Origin of the sequence: Bradyrhizobium sp. CW1 (genome assembly GCF_023100665.1) — a bacterium.
Classification (GTDB): Bacteria; Pseudomonadota; Alphaproteobacteria; order Rhizobiales; family Xanthobacteraceae; genus Bradyrhizobium; species Bradyrhizobium canariense_D.
On sequence record NZ_CP064684.1, the window covers coordinates 5,441,164 to 5,460,598 of the forward strand.

The 19,435-nt window shown below is 63.5% G+C and carries 14 protein-coding genes and 1 pseudogene; 4 read left to right on the forward strand and 11 right to left on the reverse strand.

The window, feature by feature from the left end:
• Positions 1–161: 161 nt before the first annotated feature.
• The 3 genes from eutC to IVB54_RS26670 all read right to left on the reverse strand — a co-directional run bounded on the left by eutC (position 162) and on the right by IVB54_RS26670 (position 4,074).
• Positions 162–947, reverse strand: coding sequence for an ethanolamine ammonia-lyase subunit EutC (gene eutC, locus IVB54_RS26660; RefSeq protein ID WP_018456927.1), 786 nt, complete (start codon positions 945–947; stop codon positions 162–164).
• Between the two features lie 6 nt (positions 948–953).
• The gene (locus tag IVB54_RS26665; protein WP_026233266.1) at positions 954–2,540 is read right to left on the reverse strand and encodes a B12-binding domain-containing radical SAM protein; all 1,587 of its coding nucleotides are present in this window, start codon (positions 2,538–2,540) and stop codon (positions 954–956) included.
• 151 nt (positions 2,541–2,691) lie between these two features.
• The gene (locus tag IVB54_RS26670) at positions 2,692–4,074 is read right to left on the reverse strand and encodes an ethanolamine ammonia-lyase subunit EutB (protein ID WP_247363438.1); all 1,383 of its coding nucleotides are present in this window, start codon (positions 4,072–4,074) and stop codon (positions 2,692–2,694) included.
• A gap of 219 nt (positions 4,075–4,293) precedes the next feature.
• On the opposite strand from IVB54_RS26670, the gene IVB54_RS26675 reads away from it, so the two are divergent.
• The 3 genes from IVB54_RS26675 to IVB54_RS26685 all read left to right on the forward strand — a co-directional run bounded on the left by IVB54_RS26675 (position 4,294) and on the right by IVB54_RS26685 (position 8,840).
• The gene (locus IVB54_RS26675) at positions 4,294–6,033 is read left to right on the forward strand and encodes a HAMP domain-containing methyl-accepting chemotaxis protein (RefSeq protein WP_018456930.1); all 1,740 of its coding nucleotides are present in this window, start codon (positions 4,294–4,296) and stop codon (positions 6,031–6,033) included.
• A gap of 418 nt (positions 6,034–6,451) precedes the next feature.
• Positions 6,452–6,766 (forward strand): hypothetical protein, encoded by a 315-nt coding sequence (locus tag IVB54_RS26680; protein WP_018456931.1) that lies wholly within the window; start codon positions 6,452–6,454, stop codon positions 6,764–6,766.
• A 103-nt stretch (positions 6,767–6,869) separates the two neighbouring features.
• On the forward strand, positions 6,870–8,840 hold the full coding sequence (locus IVB54_RS26685; protein WP_026233267.1) for an AI-2E family transporter: 1,971 nt from the start codon (positions 6,870–6,872) through the stop codon (positions 8,838–8,840).
• Positions 8,841–8,897: 57 nt separating this feature from the next.
• Here IVB54_RS26685 and IVB54_RS26690 read toward each other — a convergent pair whose 3' ends face one another.
• Positions 8,898–9,656, reverse strand: coding sequence for a cupin domain-containing protein (locus IVB54_RS26690; protein WP_018456933.1), 759 nt, complete (start codon positions 9,654–9,656; stop codon positions 8,898–8,900).
• A gap of 362 nt (positions 9,657–10,018) precedes the next feature.
• Positions 10,019–10,510: a septal ring lytic transglycosylase RlpA family protein gene (locus IVB54_RS26695; RefSeq protein ID WP_085352210.1), complete on the reverse strand. Its 492-nt coding sequence runs from the start codon at positions 10,508–10,510 to the stop codon at positions 10,019–10,021.
• A 634-nt stretch (positions 10,511–11,144) separates the two neighbouring features.
• On the opposite strand from IVB54_RS26695, the gene IVB54_RS26700 reads away from it, so the two are divergent.
• Positions 11,145–12,482 carry an epoxide hydrolase family protein gene (locus tag IVB54_RS26700; protein WP_247776508.1) on the forward strand — a complete coding sequence of 446 codons (1,338 nt, stop codon included), beginning with the start codon at positions 11,145–11,147 and terminating at the stop codon, positions 12,480–12,482.
• An 87-nt stretch (positions 12,483–12,569) separates the two neighbouring features.
• Here IVB54_RS26700 and IVB54_RS26705 read toward each other — a convergent pair whose 3' ends face one another.
• The 6 genes and pseudogenes from IVB54_RS26705 to IVB54_RS26730 all read right to left on the reverse strand — a co-directional run bounded on the left by IVB54_RS26705 (position 12,570) and on the right by IVB54_RS26730 (position 19,425).
• Positions 12,570–13,799: an acyl-CoA dehydrogenase family protein gene (locus IVB54_RS26705; protein WP_018456937.1), complete on the reverse strand. Its 1,230-nt coding sequence runs from the start codon at positions 13,797–13,799 to the stop codon at positions 12,570–12,572.
• A gap of 196 nt (positions 13,800–13,995) precedes the next feature.
• Positions 13,996–15,204, reverse strand: a complete 1,209-nt coding sequence (locus tag IVB54_RS26710) for an ABC transporter substrate-binding protein (protein ID WP_018456938.1) — start codon at positions 15,202–15,204, stop codon at positions 13,996–13,998.
• Between the two features lie 179 nt (positions 15,205–15,383).
• Entirely contained in the window at positions 15,384–16,907 is a 1,524-nt protein-coding gene (locus tag IVB54_RS26715; RefSeq protein ID WP_204510659.1) for an FAD-dependent oxidoreductase, read from the reverse strand.
• Positions 16,908–16,934: 27 nt separating this feature from the next.
• Positions 16,935–17,561: a GTP cyclohydrolase I FolE gene (folE, locus tag IVB54_RS26720; RefSeq protein ID WP_018456940.1), complete on the reverse strand. Its 627-nt coding sequence runs from the start codon at positions 17,559–17,561 to the stop codon at positions 16,935–16,937.
• Positions 17,562–17,696: 135 nt separating this feature from the next.
• Positions 17,697–18,585 (reverse strand): annotated as a pseudogene (locus IVB54_RS26725) (alpha/beta hydrolase).
• A 12-nt stretch (positions 18,586–18,597) separates the two neighbouring features.
• Complete coding sequence (locus IVB54_RS26730; protein WP_026233269.1) at positions 18,598–19,425, reverse strand: metal-dependent phosphohydrolase; 828 nt, start codon at positions 19,423–19,425, stop codon at positions 18,598–18,600.
• Positions 19,426–19,435: the final 10 nt, after the last annotated feature.

The following is a 19,435-nucleotide window of genomic DNA, read 5'->3' on the forward strand; positions in this document are numbered from 1 at the left end:
GCCCCGCGAACGGCTTGAAAATGCCATACCAATGGGAGGCTTGCCCTTTGAAAATGCGCAGAAAATCGCTGCGAGGGGTTTAGCAGGTCAATCGCCCTTCTCGCAAGCAGGCGGAGTGTGGCCGAATCGATCAAGATGTGGCGATTTTGCCTTAATGCCCTTCATTCGGGCAAAGCCGTGCCAATTCGACGCGGCGCGCGGTCTGCGCTCTCGTCCTTCAGCGCCACACCGGTCACTTCCCGCGCGAGCCCCTCGCGGACCAGCCAGGCGATCTTGAAGGCAGCCTCGTCATAGCTCAACCCGGCCTTGTGGATGTTCGACACGCAATTGCGCTCGGCATCAGTGCGACCCGGCTTGGGGGCGAAAGTTAGATAGGCGCCGAGACTGTCGGGCGCCGACAGGCCCGGCCGCTCGCCGATCAGCATCGCGACCATGCGCGCGCCGAGAATGGCGCCGATCTCGTCGCCGAGCGCGACGCGCGCGCCTGAGGCGACGACGACATGGCCGATCGCGACACCATCGTCGGCCGCGAGCAACGGCAGCAGGCGCATCACCAGCGCGGCCGCATGGGCGTGGACCGCCGCCGCCGACAGGCCGTCGCCAATCACGAGTGCGAGTTGGCACGGCTCCGAGGCGCTCCGCGCCAAGGACTCGGCTGATCCGGCATCGAGCCGTCTGCCCAGATCGGGCCGCCGCAGATAGTCCCCGCGGTCGACCGCCCGGCTGTTCGCCTCGGTGACGACGAGGCCAAGCGCGCAGAGATCCGCGACCAGCCGCGGCGCATCGAACACGGCGTGTACGGCATCGCGGGCGCGGGCGTGGTCCAGTGTGAAATCGAGCAATGCCCGCGTCGGCAGGCTCGCGCCGCTGCGCCCGAGCGCGACGCGCGCGGGCGTAAGCGACCGCAGATCGAGGGTCGGACGACGCGGGATGGCCGGATCAGACATGTTGTGTCATTCGGCGGGAACGGAGGCCTCGCGTAGCCGGATCGAATAGTTCGAGGCGTTCTGCTGGCCGGTCGAGGCCGCCCGCGCAAAGGTGATGAGATGGTGCGCGATCAGGGTGCAGCCGATCAGGCCTTCGAGATCGCCGCGCTTGATGCGGCCCAGCGCGAACTTCCAGAACACGCGCTTGTAGTCGCCGAGCACGCCGACCTTCCAGAAGATGTTTCGCAGCATGACGAGGCCGCGCCTGATGTTGGTCCAGGTCTTCATCTCGTCCGGCGTTGGCATCTTGAGGCGGTGCACGTAAACGTGGTCGCATTGATACTGGAAGCGCCCGTAGACCTTCTCGGGCTCGTAGGCGACGGCCATGGCGTGCTTCCAGGACGCAACGACGTCGTCGTAGGGCAACAGGAAGTCAACATTGGAATCGCGCCCGTCGTCCTCGACCAGGCGCCCCTCGCGCTCCAGACGGTCCCACAGCGGCGTCTTCGGCAACGCCTGAAGCAGGTTGATCGTGAGCAGCGGAATTCGGGACTCCTCGACAAAGGCGAGCAGCGCCTCCGAAGTGTTCGGCTTGTCGGTGTCGAGCCCCATGATGATGCCGGACACGACCTCCATGCCGTAGGAGTTGATGGTTTGCACGCCCTCGAGGATCGGGACCATCATGTTGTGGTCCTTGTGCATCGCCTTCAGCGCATCGGGGTCGGGCGTCTCGATGCCGCAGAAGATGGTGACGAAATAGGCCTCGCGCATCTTCTCGAGGATTTCCGGCCGCTTGGCGATGTTGAGCGTCGCCTCGCAGGCGAGCCGCACCATGTAGCCGGTCCTCTTCTGCCATTCGATCAGATGCGGCAGGAGGTCGAGCGCCGCCTTGCGGTTGCCGATGAAATTGTCGTCGACGAAATAGACCGTGTCGGTCATGCCGCATTCCCGCAGGCGGTCGAGTTCGGCGATGATCTGCTCCGGCGACTTGAGGCGCGGGTTGCGGCCATAAAGGCCGGGGATGTCGCAGAACTCGCACTGATAGGGGCAGCCGCTGGAATACTGGATGCTGCCGAGGAAGTATTTCTTCACGTCGGCGAGCTCGTAGGCCGGGATCGGAAACTCCGTCATCGGCACGCGGTCCTTGGTGGTCAGAACCACCTGGGTCTCGGGACGCGAGATGTCGCGCGACAGTATTTCGAGCAGCTGATTGGTGGCGTCGCCGAGCTCGCCGACATGGAGATAGTCGAACGACGGATAATAATCCGGGCAGGCGCTGACGGAGGGGCCGCCGAGCGCGACCGGCAGATCGAACTCGTGGGCGCGGCGGCAGATATCGTTCATCTGCTGGCGCTGGATGTGCATGCCGCTGACGAAGACCGCCTCGGCCCATTCGAACTCTTCTCTGGTCGTACGGCGAAGGTTCTCGTCGACGAATTTGACCTGCCATTCCTCGGGCAGATAGGCCGCGAGCAGCAAAAGTCCCTGCGGCGGCATGAAGGCGCGGACGCCATCGGTTAGTGGGTAGGAATGCTCGAACGTCCCGAACGACGATGTGTATCGCGGAAACACGCAGAGAATCCGCCGGGACGTCCCGTTACTTTCAGCTCGCATCAAAGCTCCCCCGCCACGCTCGACTTAGCTGCGGAAATTGCCAGACAGCTACATAGCGTAATGCTGCCGCCGGAATTTCTCAATATTGTGGCAGAGCTTAATTCCCTTGGGCACCAATGGTTTCCTCGGGCCGCCGGGTGCTTCCGCCACGTCACGCGATCAACCGTGAGGCAAAATCGGGCAGCAGGCCTGCATCGCCGGCAAGACGGAAATCGGGGCCCGCAATGCCCGACTGCGCCAGCCAGTCGTCGAATTCCGGCGCACGACGCAATCCGAAGACGTCGCGGACATAGAGCGCGTCGTGAAAAGACGTGGATTGATAGTTCAGCATGACGTCATCGGCGCCGGGGACACCCATGATGAAGGTAACGCCGGCGGCAGCGAGCAGCGTCAGCAGATTGTCCATGTCGTCCTGGTCCGCCTCGGCGTGGTTGGTATAGCAGATGTCGATCCCAAGCGGCAGGCCGAGCAGCTTGCCGCAAAAGTGATCCTCCAGCCCGGCCCGGATGATTTCCTTGCCGTCGTAGAGATATTCCGGGCCGATGAAGCCAACCACGCTGTTGACCAGGAGGGGCGCAAAGGCGCGGGCCACCGCATAGGCGCGGGCCTCGCAGGTCTGCTGGTCGACGCCGTGATGGGCATTGGCCGATAGCGCCGAGCCCTGCCCGGTCTCGAAATACATCACGTTCTGCCCGACCGTGCCGCGCTTCTGCGACAGCCCGGCCTCTTGGGCCTCCTTGAGGAGCGCGAGGTCGACGCCAAAACTGCGGTTGGCGGCCTCGGTGCCGGCGACCGACTGGAACACGAGGTCGATCGGCGCCCCCTGCCCGATCAGCGACAATGTCGTGGTGACATGGGTCAGCACGCATCCTTGGGTCGGGATCTTGAGCCGCGCGATGACCTCGTCGAGCAGCCGCAGCAATTGGCCAATCACGGCCGGGTCGTCGCTCGCCGGGTTGATGCCGATGCAGGCATCGCCGGCGCCGAGCAGGATGCCGTCGAGGATGGAGGCGGTGATCCCTCTGGCGTCGTCGAAGGGATGGTTGGGCTGGAGCCGGGTGCTCATCCGGCCCTTCAGACCGATGGTGTTGCGGAAAGCGGTGGTGACCTCGCATTTCCGCGCCGCCAGGATCAAATCCTGGTTGCGCATCAGCTTCGACACCGCCGCCGCCATCTCCGGGGTGATGCCGCCGGCCAGCTTGCGTAGGATTTCGGGCGTCGCGGCGTCCGATAGCAGCCAGTCGCGAAAGGCGCCGACCGTCAGCGAAGCCACCGGCGCGAACGCCTTGGCGTCGTGGCTGTCGATAACGAGGCGGGTGACCTCGTCGGTCTCATAGGGGATGACGGCTTCCTGTAAGAACTGCCCGAGAGGGACGTCGGCCAGCACCATCCGCGCCGCGATCATCTGTTCGGCACTGGCGGCGGCGATCCCGGCCAGCCGGTCACCGGAGCGCGGCGGCGTCGCCTTGGCGAGCAGGTCGCGCAAATCCGGGAACGTGTACGTCGTGGCGTCGATGGTGTGGCGGTAGACCAAGGGTCTCTCCGGGGTTCGTCGGCCAAAGGCCGACTCCAGGGCAATCCCAAGACTATACCTTCAGATCAAGACGCTGAAATATCGACCTTTCTTTCGACCGAGGGCGAAGGAGGCCAAACCCGGCGTTAACGCCGCGTCCATCTTCATTCTGCATAGTTTTGCATTGATTTGTACGACTGCGCTCTCCGGCCGCTCCCGGCCATTCGGGCCCCTGAAACCATGAAAACCGACCAATCTGGGAATGCCGCCGGCCTCGCCGGCCGCTTCACGCTTGCCAACAAGCTCTACGCGATCTTCGCGCTGTTCGCGCTGCTCACGGCCGCGATCGCGATGCTGTCCGACTACAACAGCCGCCGCGGTGCCGAGCTGACCACCGCGATCGAGACCGCGAACGCCGCCGCGCTGAACGTTGAGCGGGTCAACTCGCTGGTCTATGCGGTCGTGATGGAATCACGCGGCGTCTACATGTCGACCGAACCGGCCGTGGTGAAGAAATACGGCGAGGGCCTGCTCAAGTTCAACGCCCAGATCCTCGACGTCGTGAAGCGCTGGGAGACCATCGTCAAGGCTGACGATGCCGAACAGTTCGCCACCTTCAAGAAGCGCATCGAGCAGTTCGTCGAGTTTCGCAAGGAGCTGGTGCGCCGCGGCGTCGAGATCAATGCGGCCGCGGGCCGCGAATGGGGCGACAACGACGCCAACCGCGCCGTGCGCTCGGCGCTGAACAAGGATCTCGAGGCGCTGTCCAAAGTCTATTCCGAGCGCGCGAGGCAAATCGCGCACGAGACCGAGACCAATCGCATCCTGTCCTTCGTCCTGACCTGCCTCGCCGGCGTGGCGCTCGCCCTCGTCGTGATCGGCATCGTCATCATCGCCCGCTCGATCGCACGCCCGCTCTCCGCCATCACCGCGACCATCAAGCAGGTCGCTGACGGCGCCGAGAACGTCGTGGTGCCCCACTCTGACCGCGCCGACGAGATCGGCGCACTGGCGCGCGCGATCCAGATCTTCCAGGACGCGATGGGGCGCAACCGCAACCTCGCCTCGCAGGTCTCGCAGGACTCCGCCGCGCGCGAGGAGCGCGCCCGCCACATCGAGCAATCCGTCGACGCGTTTCGCGAGGCGATCGGCGCGATCATGCGCGGCCTCGGCGACAACGCCTCCGTCATGCGCGAGACGGCGCAGACCATCACCCGCGTCACCGCGGACGCGAGCAGTCGCGCCGGCACGGCGGCGAACGCCACCGAACAGGCATCGCACAACGTCACGGCGGTGGCAGGCGCGGCCGAGGAGCTGTCTGCGTCGGTGGTGGAGATCGGCCGGCAGGTGCGGCAATCCGCCAGCGCGGTCGAGCAGACCGGGCAGCGCACCGAGAAATCGATTGCCGAGATCGAGAGCCTGGCGGCCGCCACGCAACGCATCGACGGCGTGCTCAGCCTGATCCAGGCGATCGCCGAGCAGACCAATCTGCTCGCGCTCAATGCCACCATCGAAGCGGCGCGCGCGGGCGATGCTGGCCGCGGCTTTGCCGTCGTCGCACACGAAGTGAAGGCGCTCGCGGGGCAGACCGCGAAAGCGACCGCCGACATCAGCGAAAACGTCTCGATGATCCAGTCCTCCACCCGCAACGCGGTCGACGCCGTCCGCGAGATCGGCGGCGCGGTGCGCGAGATCAACGACGTCACCTCGGCGATCGCCGGCGCCATCGGCCAGCAGGACGCCGCCACGCGCGAGATCTCGTCCAACGCGCAATCGGCTGCCCAAGGCAACGAGACCCTCGTCGCCAACATCAGCTCGCTCCGCGACGCCATCGGCGAGACCGATACTGCAGCCTCCTCGGTGCTGAGGGCTGCGAGCAGCGTGACCGAGACGGCGGAGACGCTGTCGCGCGAGGTGGAGAAGTTCTTCCAGAACCTGCGCGCAGGCGCGGCGGACGGCCGCATCGCCAAGGCCGGGTAGCCGCACGTCCATCGCCAACAGAGCCGGCGGTGGGGTCGCTCCATCAAAAACGCGAAAACAACCCCATGCACAGTAGCCGGGGACAGCGATTTCAATGGCTTGGCTACCGCCCCGTCTTCTGCGGATTTGACGAATCTACTTGCTCCGTCGGGCAAAACAGGAGCATGATGTCAATGTTGGAGCTTTCCGCGCTGGGCCGGCAGGATCTCGAAGCCGATCTTCACAGAGACCGCGCGATGCCTCTCTCCGCAATCCCATCTTCCAGGTCATGATCGCCAATCATGGCGAGTTCACCTGTCTTTCGGGCAGGGAATGCCTGCGAACAGAATGGCGGCAGCTGACGATATCTGTTCAGCCATGGAACCATTGGGTTCCCAGTCTATTGCCTCACTGACACATCACATTTGGGAGAAACACGATGAAATTTTTCACAGCCGCTCTGGCGGCCGCAGCAAGTACCCTTCTCGTGACCGCCGCTGCTGCAGCCCCGCTGTCTCCCACCCTGTCTGTCGCTCCGGACAGCAACATTCAGAACGTGCGCATGGTCTGCAACGAAGACGGTCGTTGCTGGCGTGAGCGCGGCGAACGCCGTGTCATCATCCGCGAAGGGCGCGATTCCTACGGATATGCGCCTCGCGAGCGCTACATCGAGCGGCGCGGCTATGAAGAGCGCAGCGGCATCGGCTTCCGCGCTCCCGGCGTGAGCGTCGGGATCGGCACCGACCGCTACTGAGATACGAATCCTGTGAATGCAAAAGCCGCGGAGCAATCCGCGGCTTTTTTGAACTCACTGGACGTCAACAAACTCGCCGCTTTTCCCGGCCTAGCGAGGAGCTGTGATCAGGCAGCCATTCAAAGCACGAACACCGGAAGAATTGATTTCGCTATTGAGCGCCGTGGCGATGGCCATTCTCGCCGCGATCATTGTCATGGTGCTGTATTATGGTCGCGAGATCATCATCCCCATAGCGCTGGCCGTCTTGCTCAGCTTCGTGCTGGCGCCCCTGGTTCGACTGGTTCAGCGTCTGCGCATTCCACGCAGTTTGGCTGTGGTGAGCGTGGTCGTGATCGCCTTCGCATTCATATTTGCGATGGGCAGTCTCCTTGCTACCCAACTCACGCAGCTGGCTGGCGATTTGCCGCGATATCAGTCCACAATAAGCGAGAAGATCCAATCCTTCCGTGAGACCACCGCTGGTCGAGGCACGCTCGAGCGGGCTTCGAGCATGTTGAAGGACCTCAGCAAAGAACTCGACAAGCCCAAGGAGGCCACGAATTCGTTGGGGACCATAGCAGCTCCGAAAGCGGCCGCGCCGAGGCCCGTTCCTGTGGAAGTGCTTCAGCCCGATCCCGGCGCGCTGGAGAGCTTGCAAACGCTGATTTCACCCTTGCTTCATCCGCTCGCAACGACCGGGATCATCGTCATATTCGTGATCTTCATTTTGCTTCAACGCGAGGATCTTCGTAATCGTCTGATCAGGCTGGCCGGTTCGGATGACCTGCAGCGCACCACGGCTGCCCTTGATGACGCGGCGAGCCGCCTCAGCCGGCTTTTCCTTATCCAGCTTCTCGTGAACGGCAGCTTCGGCATCGTCATCGGAATGGGTCTCTGGCTGATCGGCGTTCCAAGCGCGATCCTGTGGGGTATTCTGGCAGCAGTGCTGCGCTTCGTGCCCTACATCGGGGCGGTCATCGCCGCCGCCTTTCCTCTCGCTCTCGCGGTCGCGGTCGATCCAACCTGGACGATGCTGCTTTGGACGATCGCGCTGTTCGTGGTGGTGGAGCCCGTCGTCGGCCATGTGCTGGAGCCGATGGTCTATGGACACAGCACGGGACTGTCGCCGGTGGCCGTTGTGGCTTCTGCGACGTTCTGGACGGCGCTCTGGGGTCCGATCGGCCTCGTTCTGGCGACACCACTCACGGTGTGTCTCGTCGTACTGGGCCGCCATGTCGAGCGGCTGGAGTTCCTGGACGTCATGTTTGGAGACCGACCAGCACTCTCTCCGCCTGAGATATTCTATCAGCGGATGCTCGCCGGCGACCCGACAGAAGCATCTGCAAAAGCCGAGGAGTTCTTGAAGGAGCGATCTCTCAGCTCCTATTACGACGAAGTCGCCCTGCGAGGACTGCAACTGGCTCAAGCGGATGCCGAGCGCGGCGCTCTGGATCCCGACCGGCTGACCAAAATCAGGGATGCGGTCCAGGAATTTGCCAATAACATTTCGGAGCAGGATGAGCGTCCGCCGCCGAAGGTCGGCCCGACCACAGATGTCGAAGCTACATCTGCCATAGAGGGCGTGGCTGAGGACGCGCCTTATGAGAGTCTGCGGGTTCTGCGCAAGGAGGACTTGCCCACTGGATGGCAAGGCGAACATCCCGTCCTCTGTGTGGCCGGGCGAAATCCGATCGACGAAGCCGCTGCGATCATGCTGGCTCAACTGACCGGTGCGCATGGCTTGTCGGCACGAGTTGAAGCAGCGGAAGCGCTATCGACGGCGAATATCTTCCGGCTGGAGACCACCGGGGTCGCCATTGTCTGCCTCGTCTATATGGATGCAAGCAGCCCCGCCCACATGCGTTACTCGGTGCGACGCCTTCGCCGTAAATTGCCGAAGGCCACAATCATTCTGGGTTGCTGGATGAAGGACATCGACCCAGCGGCGCTGGAAAGCCTGCGGGAAGGTGCCAAGGCGGATCTGGCTGCTGCAACTCTGGGCGGGGCGCTTAAACTCTGCATAGAGGCGACGGGTGTGGACTCCCTTGGCACTGGAGCCGAAGGCCCGGCTTCGAAGATCACGGCCGCTTAGCAGTTTGTACGCTAGACATGGCTGATTTCAGCCAACGAGGCGCCAGGTCTCCACGCGTCAGGCGCGCTTCCCGCCGATCGAAACAAACGCCATGAGGCAGGGTTCGGGCAATGGGTTGCGCCAGCGATGGCGCGTTCCGTTTTGCACGATGCAATCACCCTGACGCAAATGGACCTTCTGGCCGTCGTCCAATTCCAGCGTCATCTCGCCGCGAACCACGACTCCGTAGTCTATTGTATCCGATGTGTGCATCCCTGGAGCGCCGCGCTCAAAATGATCTCCCATGCCGGGGATCTTGTCCGACATTTCTCTAAGCCCACTCTCGAACGTGACGCCAGGCGGCGGCTTCCAACCTTCAGGACGCTTCGGCGGATACGAGATCAATCGAAAGATGGTCCCCGCAGGCCCCGGAAACGCCTTCGTTCCTGCCGACATCGGATCCGGCTCCAGGCCAGTCAGTCCTGGCACTCCCTCAGTCATATACAGTTCATAGAAAGTCAGTCCTGGATTGGCATCGATTTCCACCAGCTTTGGAGTCACCTCAAAAGACTTCAACACCGACTTGCCGGCTTCATCGCGGCCGGTCAGTGCACGTCTTGGAGGTGGCAAATCACTGGAGTCTTTTGCTTCGGCGGGGTTTGACATCTCCCCCAACGCGCTGCCGGCGGCGAAGACGGACAGCGCCTGCAGCAGGTGTCGCCGACCCCCGCCTTCGAACTGTTCGGACGAAGGCTCCACCTTGTCCGAAGGAGGCTCCGCACGATCCAGCGATTTGTTCTTGTGCTTTTGCCACAAGGGCCAAGGGAAGCTGCTCATCTGCGTTCTCCGCGGTTGCGTGCAATCGCACACCGCTCCAGTGGCACTGCCTCGCAATGACATCGATACTGGCGAACATGCGTGGGCGTAGAACGCTGATAAAAACCGTCGGAAAAAAGCAAGTTGATGAGACCGCCGGAGCAACGGCTGCCCGCCCCACTTGCCTTTCCATTCTTTCAATCTAGACGCGCAGATTTCACTCCGCTATTCGGCTTTGGTCGAGCATGGAGATATGTCGGTTTTCCCAAACATCCGACCACCGTCGCGCCGGTGGGCAACGCCTCGCCGACCGCATGGAGAGCCATCGAAGCGTTTCGCCTATTGTGGAAGGGCCGTGCTGCGCGACCTCCTGGTGCGACGGTTCAGCCAACTGGTCCGGGGGTCCAATCGCCACCAGCAAGCGGCCGAACTTTGACATCGGGAATGACCCCGCGCTCCAGGCTCGGATCGAAATGGCGCATCGTCCGCTCATTGAAGTCGATGATGCGGCCGGGCCGTAGCGGTCCCACGTCATTTATCCTGACGATGACCTTCTTGCCGACGGCCTCGACGAGGGCGTATTTCGGCTTCGCGCCAAATTGGACCCCACCGAATTTCTTGCGCAAGCTCGTCTTGATGGCGGCCGACCAGACCGAGGGGTCATAGCGCTCGCCGGAAGCCGTCTTCGGGCCGCCCTCCTCTTTGCCTGGCTTGAACGGATTGTACATGGATGCCGCGCCAACGATCGTTTCCCCGGAAGCGGCGTTGTCGACAGCGCTTGAGTGAACCCCACCAGCTTCACATCGCGCAATAGAAACGGAAACGGCAAGTGCAATCACGGCGCCGCAGATTGCGGCGCTCGATCGGAACCCCATTATATCTCCTGTGATTTTCGATTGTTCGGTTCCGATGCCGCAAATCGTTTTGCGGATCGAGCCAACCCCTGGCTCCGGAACCGTTTGTAGGAACCTCAACAGTTCCAGCACGTGTTTTACTTGTCGCCGTCTAAGACAGACATTGCGTCAACAGCATGACGACGAGGGCGACAGTGAAATCGCGCGACGGCATGACTCTACGGCGCCACCAATCAGGCCAATCGATGCGCTCGCCTGCCTGACCGTGTTTTCATCCTTATCGGCGTTGGTTTTGGCAGAAGCGATCATTGCTGCGGCGGAGGCAGCCACCTAGCGTGAGAAGGCTTGCTTGCGCGATGTCGCAGAGAGAGAGTTTGCGATGTCCTTGCGCAGCGAGGCCCGCTGCTGAACGCGTTCCCGGACAACGAGCCGGCGCACAGAGTCCCGTCAGCTTGTTCACTCCGTCCGTGTCAGCGGACATGGGACAGAAATGCTGAGCTTGTCTTCCTTCACCCTGCCCGGCATCACGCAACTGCTCACAGCATCTAACAAGCCTTAACGAGCTATTGACCAGCTTCCGAGCCATGTTGCAGAGCCAGACGAAGGACTGCCCTGCTCCGCAGGCTCCGATCGCCTGAAGCCAGGAAGGTGTCCTATGCCGATGCCATACAATTCCGAGAACACCATCGACAGAAGCCGGCGCGCGCTTTTGAGCACGGCAGCGGTTGGAATTGCAGCGGTGATTTCCACGAGCGTGTTTCCGCTGCGTGGAGCGGCGGCCGCGGGCGAAAGCACAATTCGCCCCTTCCACATTGCCGTGCCGGAGGAGGACTTGGTGGAGCTTCGGCGGCGCGTGTTGGCGACGCGATGGCCCGATCGCGAGACTGTTTCCGATCACTCCCAAGGTATCCCGCTGGCGAAGCTCCAGTCCCTCCTCAACTATTGGGGGACGGCCTACGACTGGCGAAAGATCGAAGCGAAGATGAATCGACTTCCGCAGTTCATGACCAACATCGACGGCATCGACATCCACTTCATTCATGTCCGCTCCAAACATCCCAATGCCCTGCCTGTCGTCATAACCCATGGCTGGCCGGGATCGGTATTCGAGCAGCTCAAGCTGATCGATCCACTCACCGATCCAACGGCCCATGCGGGCCGGCCCGAGGACGCGTTCGACGTCGTGATCCCCTCGATGCCCGGCTATGGCTTCTCCGGCAAGCCGGTCGATACCGGTTGGGGTCCCGACCACACAGCGCGCATCTGGGCGGAACTGATGAAGCGCCTGGGCTACACCCACTATGTCGCGCAGGGCGGCGACTGGGGCTCGCCGGTCTCGAGTGCGATGGCACGGCTGGCGCCGGCAGGCTTGCTCGGCATCCATATCAACTTGCCGGCGATCGTCCCGCCCGATATCGCCGCGATCCTCGCGGCCGGCGGGCCTGCTCCGGCAGACCTCTCCGCCAAGGAACGCGCGGCGTTCGATGCATTCAGTGCGGCCGGCAAGATGGGCAACCGGTCCTACGCGCTGATGATGGGAACGAGGCCGCAAACGATCGGCTACGGCTTGACGGATTCTCCCGCGGGCCTGGCAGCCTGGATGCTCGGACATCCCGGCTTCTCGCATTGGAAGTTCGACGACACCGACTCCGAAAAATCCCGCGACGAGGTGCTGGACGACATCACGCTGTACTGGTTGACGAACAGCGCCACCTCCTCGGCGCGACTTTACTGGGAATATAGCGGGCGCAGTCCCGCCCTTGCAGGTCCGGAGAAGACTGCGGAGATCTCACTGCCGGTGGCCATCACGGTCTTCCCGGGCGAGAGCTATCAAGCCCCGGAGACGTGGGCCCGGCGCGCCTATCGCAACCTGACCTACTTCCACGAGGTCGACAAAGGCGGTCATTTTGCTGCCTGGGAGCAGCCGGCGCTTTTCTGCGCCGAGCTGCGCGCCGCATTCAGGCCCCTTCGGCCCGCACATCTGGTCCAGTGACGGTGGTCAAGGCGCCGCCGGCAAGGTGTTCATGCCGCCTTGCTTTGCGCGGGAAAGAAGAAATGGGGCCGTCAGTGATGGCGTTTGCTAGCCCATCACCCCGCCACGCTTGATCAGCTCCTTCCCCACCGCGGCCAGATGCACCTGATCCGGTCCGTCGCCGATGCGGATGAAGCGGGCGTAGACGTAAGCACGCGCCAGGAACGTGTCCTGCGAGACGCCGGCAGCGCCGTGGATCTGGATGGCGCGGTCGATAACGCGGGCGGCCATGCTGGGCACCACGATCTTGGCGGCCGCAATCAGGTCGCGCGCGATCTTGTTGCCCTCGCGGTCCATCCTGTCGGCGGCTTGCAGCGTCAAGAGCCGCGCCTGCGCGATCTCGCAGAATGAGTGCGCGATGTCCTCACGCACCGAGCCCTGTTCTGCGAGCGGCTTGCCGAAGGCCGTGCGGGAGACCGCGCGCTGACACATCAATTCGAGCGCGCGCTGGGCGCAGCCGATCAGCCGCATACAATGGTGGATACGGCCGGGGCCGAGCCTGCCTTGCGCGATCTCGAAGCCGCGGCCCTCGCCGAGCAGGATGTTCTCCGCGGGCACGCGAACGTTCTCGTAGACGATCTCGGGATGGCCGACCGGCGCGTCGTCATAGCCGTAGGTCAGCATGTCGCGGACGATGCGCACGCCAGGCGTCGCTCTCGGCACCAGGATCATGGATTGCTGGCGGTGGCGATCGGGATCGTCGGGCGCGGTCTTGCCCATCACGATCAGGATCTCGCAATCCTCGTTCATCGCGCCCGAGGTGAACCATTTGCGGCCGTTGATGACGTAGTCGCCGCCGTCGCGCCTGATCTCGCACTGGATGTTGGTGGCATCGCTGGAGGCAACCTGCGGCTCCGTCATCGAGAAGCCGGAGCGGATGCGCCCTTCCAGCAGTGGCTTCAGCCAGCGCTCCTGCTGCGCCGGCGTACCGTAATTGGCCAGCACCTCCATGTTGCCGACGTCGGGCGCCGAGCAATTGAACACCTCCGGCGCCCAGAGGATGCGGCCCATGATCTCCTTCACCGGCGCGTATTCGAGATTGGTCAAGCCAGTGTTGTTGGGATCCTGGCCGTGCTCGCCGGAGAGGAACAGGTTCCAAAGCCCCTGCTCGCGCGCCAGCCGCTTCAGGTCCTGAAGGATCTGCGGCGTCCTGTAGCGTGTCGCTTCCGGCTTCACCTGCTCGTAGTAGAGCTCCTCGACCGGCTCGACATGCGTCCGCATGAACCGGCGGACCCGCTCCTGCAGCTCCAGCGAACGTTCGGAGTGTTGAAAATCCATGGGGTCCTCCTGTTCCCTTCTCCCCTTGTGGCAGAAGGTGGCGCGAAGCGCCGGATGAGGGGTTGTATCCGCGAGTTCAAATGTAGAGACGACTCGCGGAGAGAGATACCCCTCACCCGGCTCGCCGCTTCGCGGCGATCCACCCTCTCCCGCAAGGGGAGAGGGTGCACTGTCTATGCTGCCGCTCGCGTGCCCCTCACGTGCCGCGCAGCAGCTCGCTGGCGACGATCCAGTCGTTGCCATTGAACTGGAGCATATAGCCGTCCTTGATCGGGCGGAAATCCTGCGGCGTGGTGTTGAGGGTGATGCCGGGCATCAGTAGCGATAGCGGCACGTTCTTCAAATTGGCCGCCTGCGCCATGATGTTCTCGCGCGTCAGATTGTCCTTGCACTGCTTCAGCAAGACCACCAATGCCTCGGCGACGGTGTAGCCGTAGAGACCCGCGACGTTGTTGACGTCGGCATTGGGCAGGCGCTTCTTCATGAAATCGATATAGGCCGTCATCGCCGGATCGTCCTTCGGCGCCTCGACGAACGGCTTGAGCGAGCCGAGCGAGAGCACGCCCTTGCCGGCATCGAGGCCGGCCGGGACCATCACGGTCGCCTTGTTGGCACAGCCCGAGGCGAGGAAGCGCGTCGCCTGCCAGCCGACCTCATGCGCTTTCCGAATCGCCTGGGCGCAGGCGCGCGGCGTCACCGAATAGATCATGAACACGTCGGCCTTGGTGTTGGCGAGCGTCAGCACCTGGGAATCGACGGTGGGGTCGGCGACCTCGAAGCTCGACGCCATCGCGATCGCCTTGTCGGCGTCGGCACCAAGCGCTTCCTTGACGCCGCGCAGGTATTCCTTGCCGGCGTCGTCGTTCTGATAGAGCACCGCGAAGCGCGCATTCGGGTTCTTGGCGCGGGCATAGGCGACGTCGATCGCGGCCTCGCTGGTGTAGTTCGGTGCCCATGGCAGCGCCATCGACCAGGGCATGTTGGCGGGATCGTTCCACTTCGAGGCCGAGCTGATCAGAAACAGCTGCGGCACCTTGTTGCTGTTGAGATATTTCGCGATCGCCGAGCTTGGCGCCGTGCCCATGGTCGCGAAGATGAAGGCGACGCCGTCACCCTCGACCAGCCGCCGCGCCGCTTCCATGGTCTTCGGCGGCGAGAAGGCGTCGTCGAGCGACAGGAGATTGAGCTTGCGGCCGTTGATCCCGCCCTTCTCATTGACCTCGTCGAAATAGGCCGAGATCACCCTGCCGGTGATACCGAGGGGCGAAGCGGGGCCGCTATAGGGCATGGTGTTGCCGATCTTGATCTCGGTGTCGCTGATGCCGGGACCGTAGGATTTCTGCGCGGAGACAGGCGTGGACAGGCAGGCAGCCAAGGCTGCAGCCAGGACCAAAGCGGCTTTCATGGTTTCTCCCCGGTGATGATCGCCGCGCGACTCGGAAGGCGCGCGGCGTGCTGCTTCTTGCCAGCACGTCAGATCAGCGGAGTTCCGCAAGGCGGTCTTGCGTCGAGTTGCTGATCAGCCGGTGCACAGCCGCCCTCGCGGGCAGCACCATTGACGCAAATCGAGACCGGATGCGCGCCTCAGCCGCGTGTCCGCTCCATCTCCAGCTCGGCCTTGAGATTGTCGAGATCCCTATAAATTGAAGCAACCGCAAGAACGCGGTCGCCCTTGCTATACTTCAGCAGGCAGTCCTTGCCGGAAATGCTACCGTCGATCGCGATGTCGTCGAAGCTCTCGGCGTGGCCGACATAGTTGATCGGCACGTCATAGTGCTGCGACCAGAAGAACGGCACGGCCTCGAAGCGCTCGCGCTTGCCGAGCATGTTGCGCGCCGCGGTCTGGCCCTGCCGCTCCGCCACCACCCAATGCTCGACGCGGATGGTTTGCCGCGAATGCGGATCGGGCCAGCGCGCGATGTCGCCGGCCGCGAAAATGCCGGATACGCTGGTCTCCAGATATTCGCTCACGCTGACGCCCCGATCGGCCGCAAGCCCCGCCTGCTCGGCAAGCGCAAGGCGCGGCTTGACGCCGATGCCGACCACGACCAGGTCGGCCTCGATCACGCCGCCGCTCTTCAACGTGGCGCGCGTGCCGTCCAGCTTTTCCACGGTGTCCTCGAGATGGAAGTTGACGCCGTTCTCCTCATGCAGCGCGCGCACGAAGTCGCCCATCTCGGGACCGAGCACCTTCTGCATCGGCCGTTCGTCCGGCGCGACCACGTGCACCTCGATCTTGCGTGCCCGCAAGGAGGCCGCGACTTCGAGGCCGATGAAGCTGGCGCCAATCACCAGCGCCCGCTTGGCGCTGCCCGCCGCCTTGATGATGGCGCGGCTGTCGGCGACCGAGCGCAGGGTGTAGACATGGGGCTGGTCGGCACCCGGAATCTGCAATCGGACCGGCTCGGCGCCGGTCGCGAGTAGCAGCCGGTCGAACGGCAGCCTGTCGCCGTTGCCCAGCGTCACGCTGCGCGTCTTCGCCTCGATCGCGGCAACATTCGTGTTGAGCCTGAGATCGATGCCGGCGTCCTGATAATAGTCCTCGCCTCGCAGCGGCAGCCAATCCTCCGGCGCGTTGCCCGCGAGGTAATCCTTGGAAAGATTGGGCCGGTCGACCGGCATCGCGCTGTCATTGCTGAGCATGGTGATGGCGCCGGCAAAGCCCTCGCGACGGAGCGTCTCCGCCGCCGCGAAACCCGCCGCGCCGCCACCGATGATGACGAATTTTTCCGGCGTTGGCGCCGTCCGGTGACACGCCGGAGGCTTCGGCATCTCGCGCTTGCGCTGGACGACGATCTTGTCCTGATCGCGCGAGACCTCCCACAACGCCAGCGCATTCAGCGCCGGCGGACGGGTCGCCTCGCCTGACCGCAAGGAGAAGCAGGCATGATGCCAGGGGCAGCGGATGGTGTCGCCCACTACCAGTCCTTCCGCGAGCGGACCGTGATAGTGGCTGCAGGTCGGCTCGATCGCGAAGATCTCGCTGCCGGCCTGCACCAGCAGGACGTCTTCCTCGCCGACATGGCCGAGCAATTTGCCGTCCTTGAACGCGGCGAGCGTCACGCCTCGGCTCAGGTCGGGCCCGCTTGGCTTCTTGTCTTCGGTCATGGCGTTGCCTCCTTGAGCCGTCGCGGATCAATCGTCCGAATTGGCCAGCCCCAGCAGTTCCTGGCGTGTCAACGCATTGTCGCGGAACACGCCGAGCATGCGGCTGGTGACGAGATCTGTCCCGGGCTTATGTGCGCCACGCGTGGTCATGCAGTGATGCGTCGCCTTGATGATGACCCCGACGCCTTCGGGCCTCAGCACGTCGTTGATCGTGTTGGCGATCTGCGCGGTCATCTTCTCCTGGATCTGAAGCCGCTTGGCGTAGATGTCGACGAGACGCGCGAGCTTGGAGATGCCGACGACGCGCCCTTGCGGGATATAAGCGACCCAGGCGCGGCCGACGATCGGTGCCATGTGGTGCTCGCAATGGCTTTCGAAGCGAACGCCGCGCAGGACGATCATCTCGTCATAGCCTTCGATCTCCTCAAAGGTCTTTTGCAGGATTTCGGTCGGATCCTGCGCATAGCCGGAGAAATACTCCTCGAAGGCGCGCGCGACCCGGTCCGGCGTATCGCGCAGACCGTCGCGCGCGGGATCGTCGCCGGCCCAGCGGATCATGGTCCGGATCGCCTGCTCGACCTCCGCCCTTTCAGGCCGCTCGCTCGGCGCCTGCGCGACCGCGACACGTTCCAGCCTGCGCGTTTGCGTCTTCATCGAAAACTCCCCTGCAACGAACCGCATACAGAAGGCGGCCCACAGCTTGGACGGCTGCGATCGGAAAAGGTTCCCGGAATCAGGAAAAATTGGAAGCTGTGAGAGCGGCAAGACAGCGGGACGAGAAATCCGGCGCTATGAGGCCGCTTTCCGCACGTCGAGCACGGCCTGGGCCCATTCGGCCGGCCGCTCCTGCGGCAAATTGTGGCCGGCCCCTGCAAAGACGCGCCGCTCGAAAAAGCCCTCGAATTTGCGTGCATGGTGCGCGGTGCCGGAATTGACGCCGTCGCTGTCGCCGTCGATCGCGATGGTCGACACCTGAACCGGCGGCTGGGCGGCGAGCTTCGCCTCGATCGCCGCATAGGCGGGGTCGCCCGCGACCAGCGCGTAACGATGACGGTAGGAGTGGATCACGACATCGACGAAATCAGGATTGTCGAACGAGATGGCGCTGGTCTCGAACGTCGCGTCGTCGAAGGCCCATCTCGGCGACCACATCAACCAGAGCTGGCGCGCAAAACCGCGCCGGTTGCGCTCCAGCGCACGGCGGCCGCGTTCGTTGTGGAAGAGATATTGATACCAGAGCGCCGCCTCCTCCGGTGGCGAAGCCGGCTCCATCGAGCGCGCGATGTTCTGGATGTTGTAGGAATTGCCCGAGACGAGCGCGATCACGCGCTCCGGATGCAGCACCGAGACCACGCAGGCTGCGCGCCCGCCCCAGTCGTAACCGCCGACGACCGCGCGCGCAATTCCAAGCGCATCCATGAAGGCCAGCAGATCGGCGCCCAGCGCCGCCTGCTCGCCGGAGCGCAACGTCGCAGCGGAGCGGAATCGCGTCGGCCCGTAGCCGCGCAGCCAGGGCACCAGCACCCGGGCGCCCGCTTGCGCCATGATCGGCGCGGTCTCGGCATAGGCGTTCACGTCGTAGGGAAAGCCGTGACCCATGATGCAGGGCCAGCCGTCCGGCGCGCCGTATTCGCGATAGGCGATGTCGAGGATCGGTGGTGACCGTTTTTTGTTGCATTAGAAAGCGGAGCTATTTTTGCGGCCCGGATAACGTGATGTCACGCTCGGCGCGGAACACGTTGCTGTAGAGGTTGGCGATCCACTGCCGACCGATCTCGGTCTTGTTGAGGTAACCGATCTCGGTCTGGATGTGCGGCGCGACGCTATTCCAATAGAACTGCGGATAGCGGTTCACGATGTCGGCCGGCGAATCGTAGCCGAGCTGGCGGTTGATGCCGACTTCCTCGAACTCGTAGTAGAGCGCATTGGCCTTGCGCAGATAATTGGGGTCGCCGAGCTGGCCGATGAAGTCGGCCGCGCGCAGGATCGAGGCCTCGTCGTCATAGTCCTGGCCTTCCCGGGCCGGAAACCGGGTGCCCTCGATGGCGCGGGCGATGCGCTCCGGATCGAGCCCCGGAATGTGTCGCAGCCGCCGCGAGACATAAAGCTTGGAACGGTCGACATGATACATCATCAGGCTTGCATCCGAGGCGCCGCGCGGCAGTGACACCTTGGTGCCGGCTGCATCGATGACGAAGCCATCGGTGTCATCCTCCTCGAACAGGCCGCGCACATAGCCGATGTCATGGGCCAGGCAGGCGATCAGGACATGGACATAGTCTTCCGCCGACAGATGGGCGTGAAGATATCGGCCGCTGAGGATGGAGTGACCCGCCAGCGTCACCAGCATCGTATGCTCGATATTGTGATAGAGCGCGTCGCTATTGCCGATGCATTCCATCGCCGTGCGGGTTGCGCTCTCGACGATGCGCGCAGAGGGCTCGTCGAACCGGCGACGCATGAACGAGCCCAGCAATTTTTCAAGGGAGTCCGCCGCCAGTTTCGGTAACGTCATCATGGATGCAGCC

Excerpts from the sequence above, each read along its gene's own strand:
- IVB54_RS26665 (WP_026233266.1), bottom strand. The coding sequence starts at position 2,540 with ATGCGAGCTGAAAGTAACGGGACGTCCCGGCGGATTCTCTGCGTGTTT.
- folE (WP_018456940.1), bottom strand. The coding sequence starts at position 17,561 with ATGAAGACGCAAACGCGCAGGCTGGAACGTGTCGCGGTCGCGCAGGCG.
- IVB54_RS26715 (WP_204510659.1), bottom strand. The coding sequence starts at position 16,907 with ATGACCGAAGACAAGAAGCCAAGCGGGCCCGACCTGAGCCGAGGCGTG.
- IVB54_RS26695 (WP_085352210.1), bottom strand. The coding sequence starts at position 10,510 with ATGGGGTTCCGATCGAGCGCCGCAATCTGCGGCGCCGTGATTGCACTT.
- IVB54_RS26700 (WP_247776508.1), top strand. The coding sequence starts at position 11,145 with ATGCCGATGCCATACAATTCCGAGAACACCATCGACAGAAGCCGGCGC.
- IVB54_RS26705 (WP_018456937.1), bottom strand. The coding sequence starts at position 13,799 with ATGGATTTTCAACACTCCGAACGTTCGCTGGAGCTGCAGGAGCGGGTC.
- IVB54_RS26675 (WP_018456930.1), top strand. The coding sequence starts at position 4,294 with ATGAAAACCGACCAATCTGGGAATGCCGCCGGCCTCGCCGGCCGCTTC.
- IVB54_RS26690 (WP_018456933.1), bottom strand. The coding sequence starts at position 9,656 with ATGAGCAGCTTCCCTTGGCCCTTGTGGCAAAAGCACAAGAACAAATCG.
- IVB54_RS26730 (WP_026233269.1), bottom strand. The coding sequence starts at position 19,425 with ATGATGACGTTACCGAAACTGGCGGCGGACTCCCTTGAAAAATTGCTG.
- IVB54_RS26680 (WP_018456931.1), top strand. The coding sequence starts at position 6,452 with ATGAAATTTTTCACAGCCGCTCTGGCGGCCGCAGCAAGTACCCTTCTC.
- eutC (WP_018456927.1), bottom strand. The coding sequence starts at position 947 with ATGTCTGATCCGGCCATCCCGCGTCGTCCGACCCTCGATCTGCGGTCG.
- IVB54_RS26710 (WP_018456938.1), bottom strand. The coding sequence starts at position 15,204 with ATGAAAGCCGCTTTGGTCCTGGCTGCAGCCTTGGCTGCCTGCCTGTCC.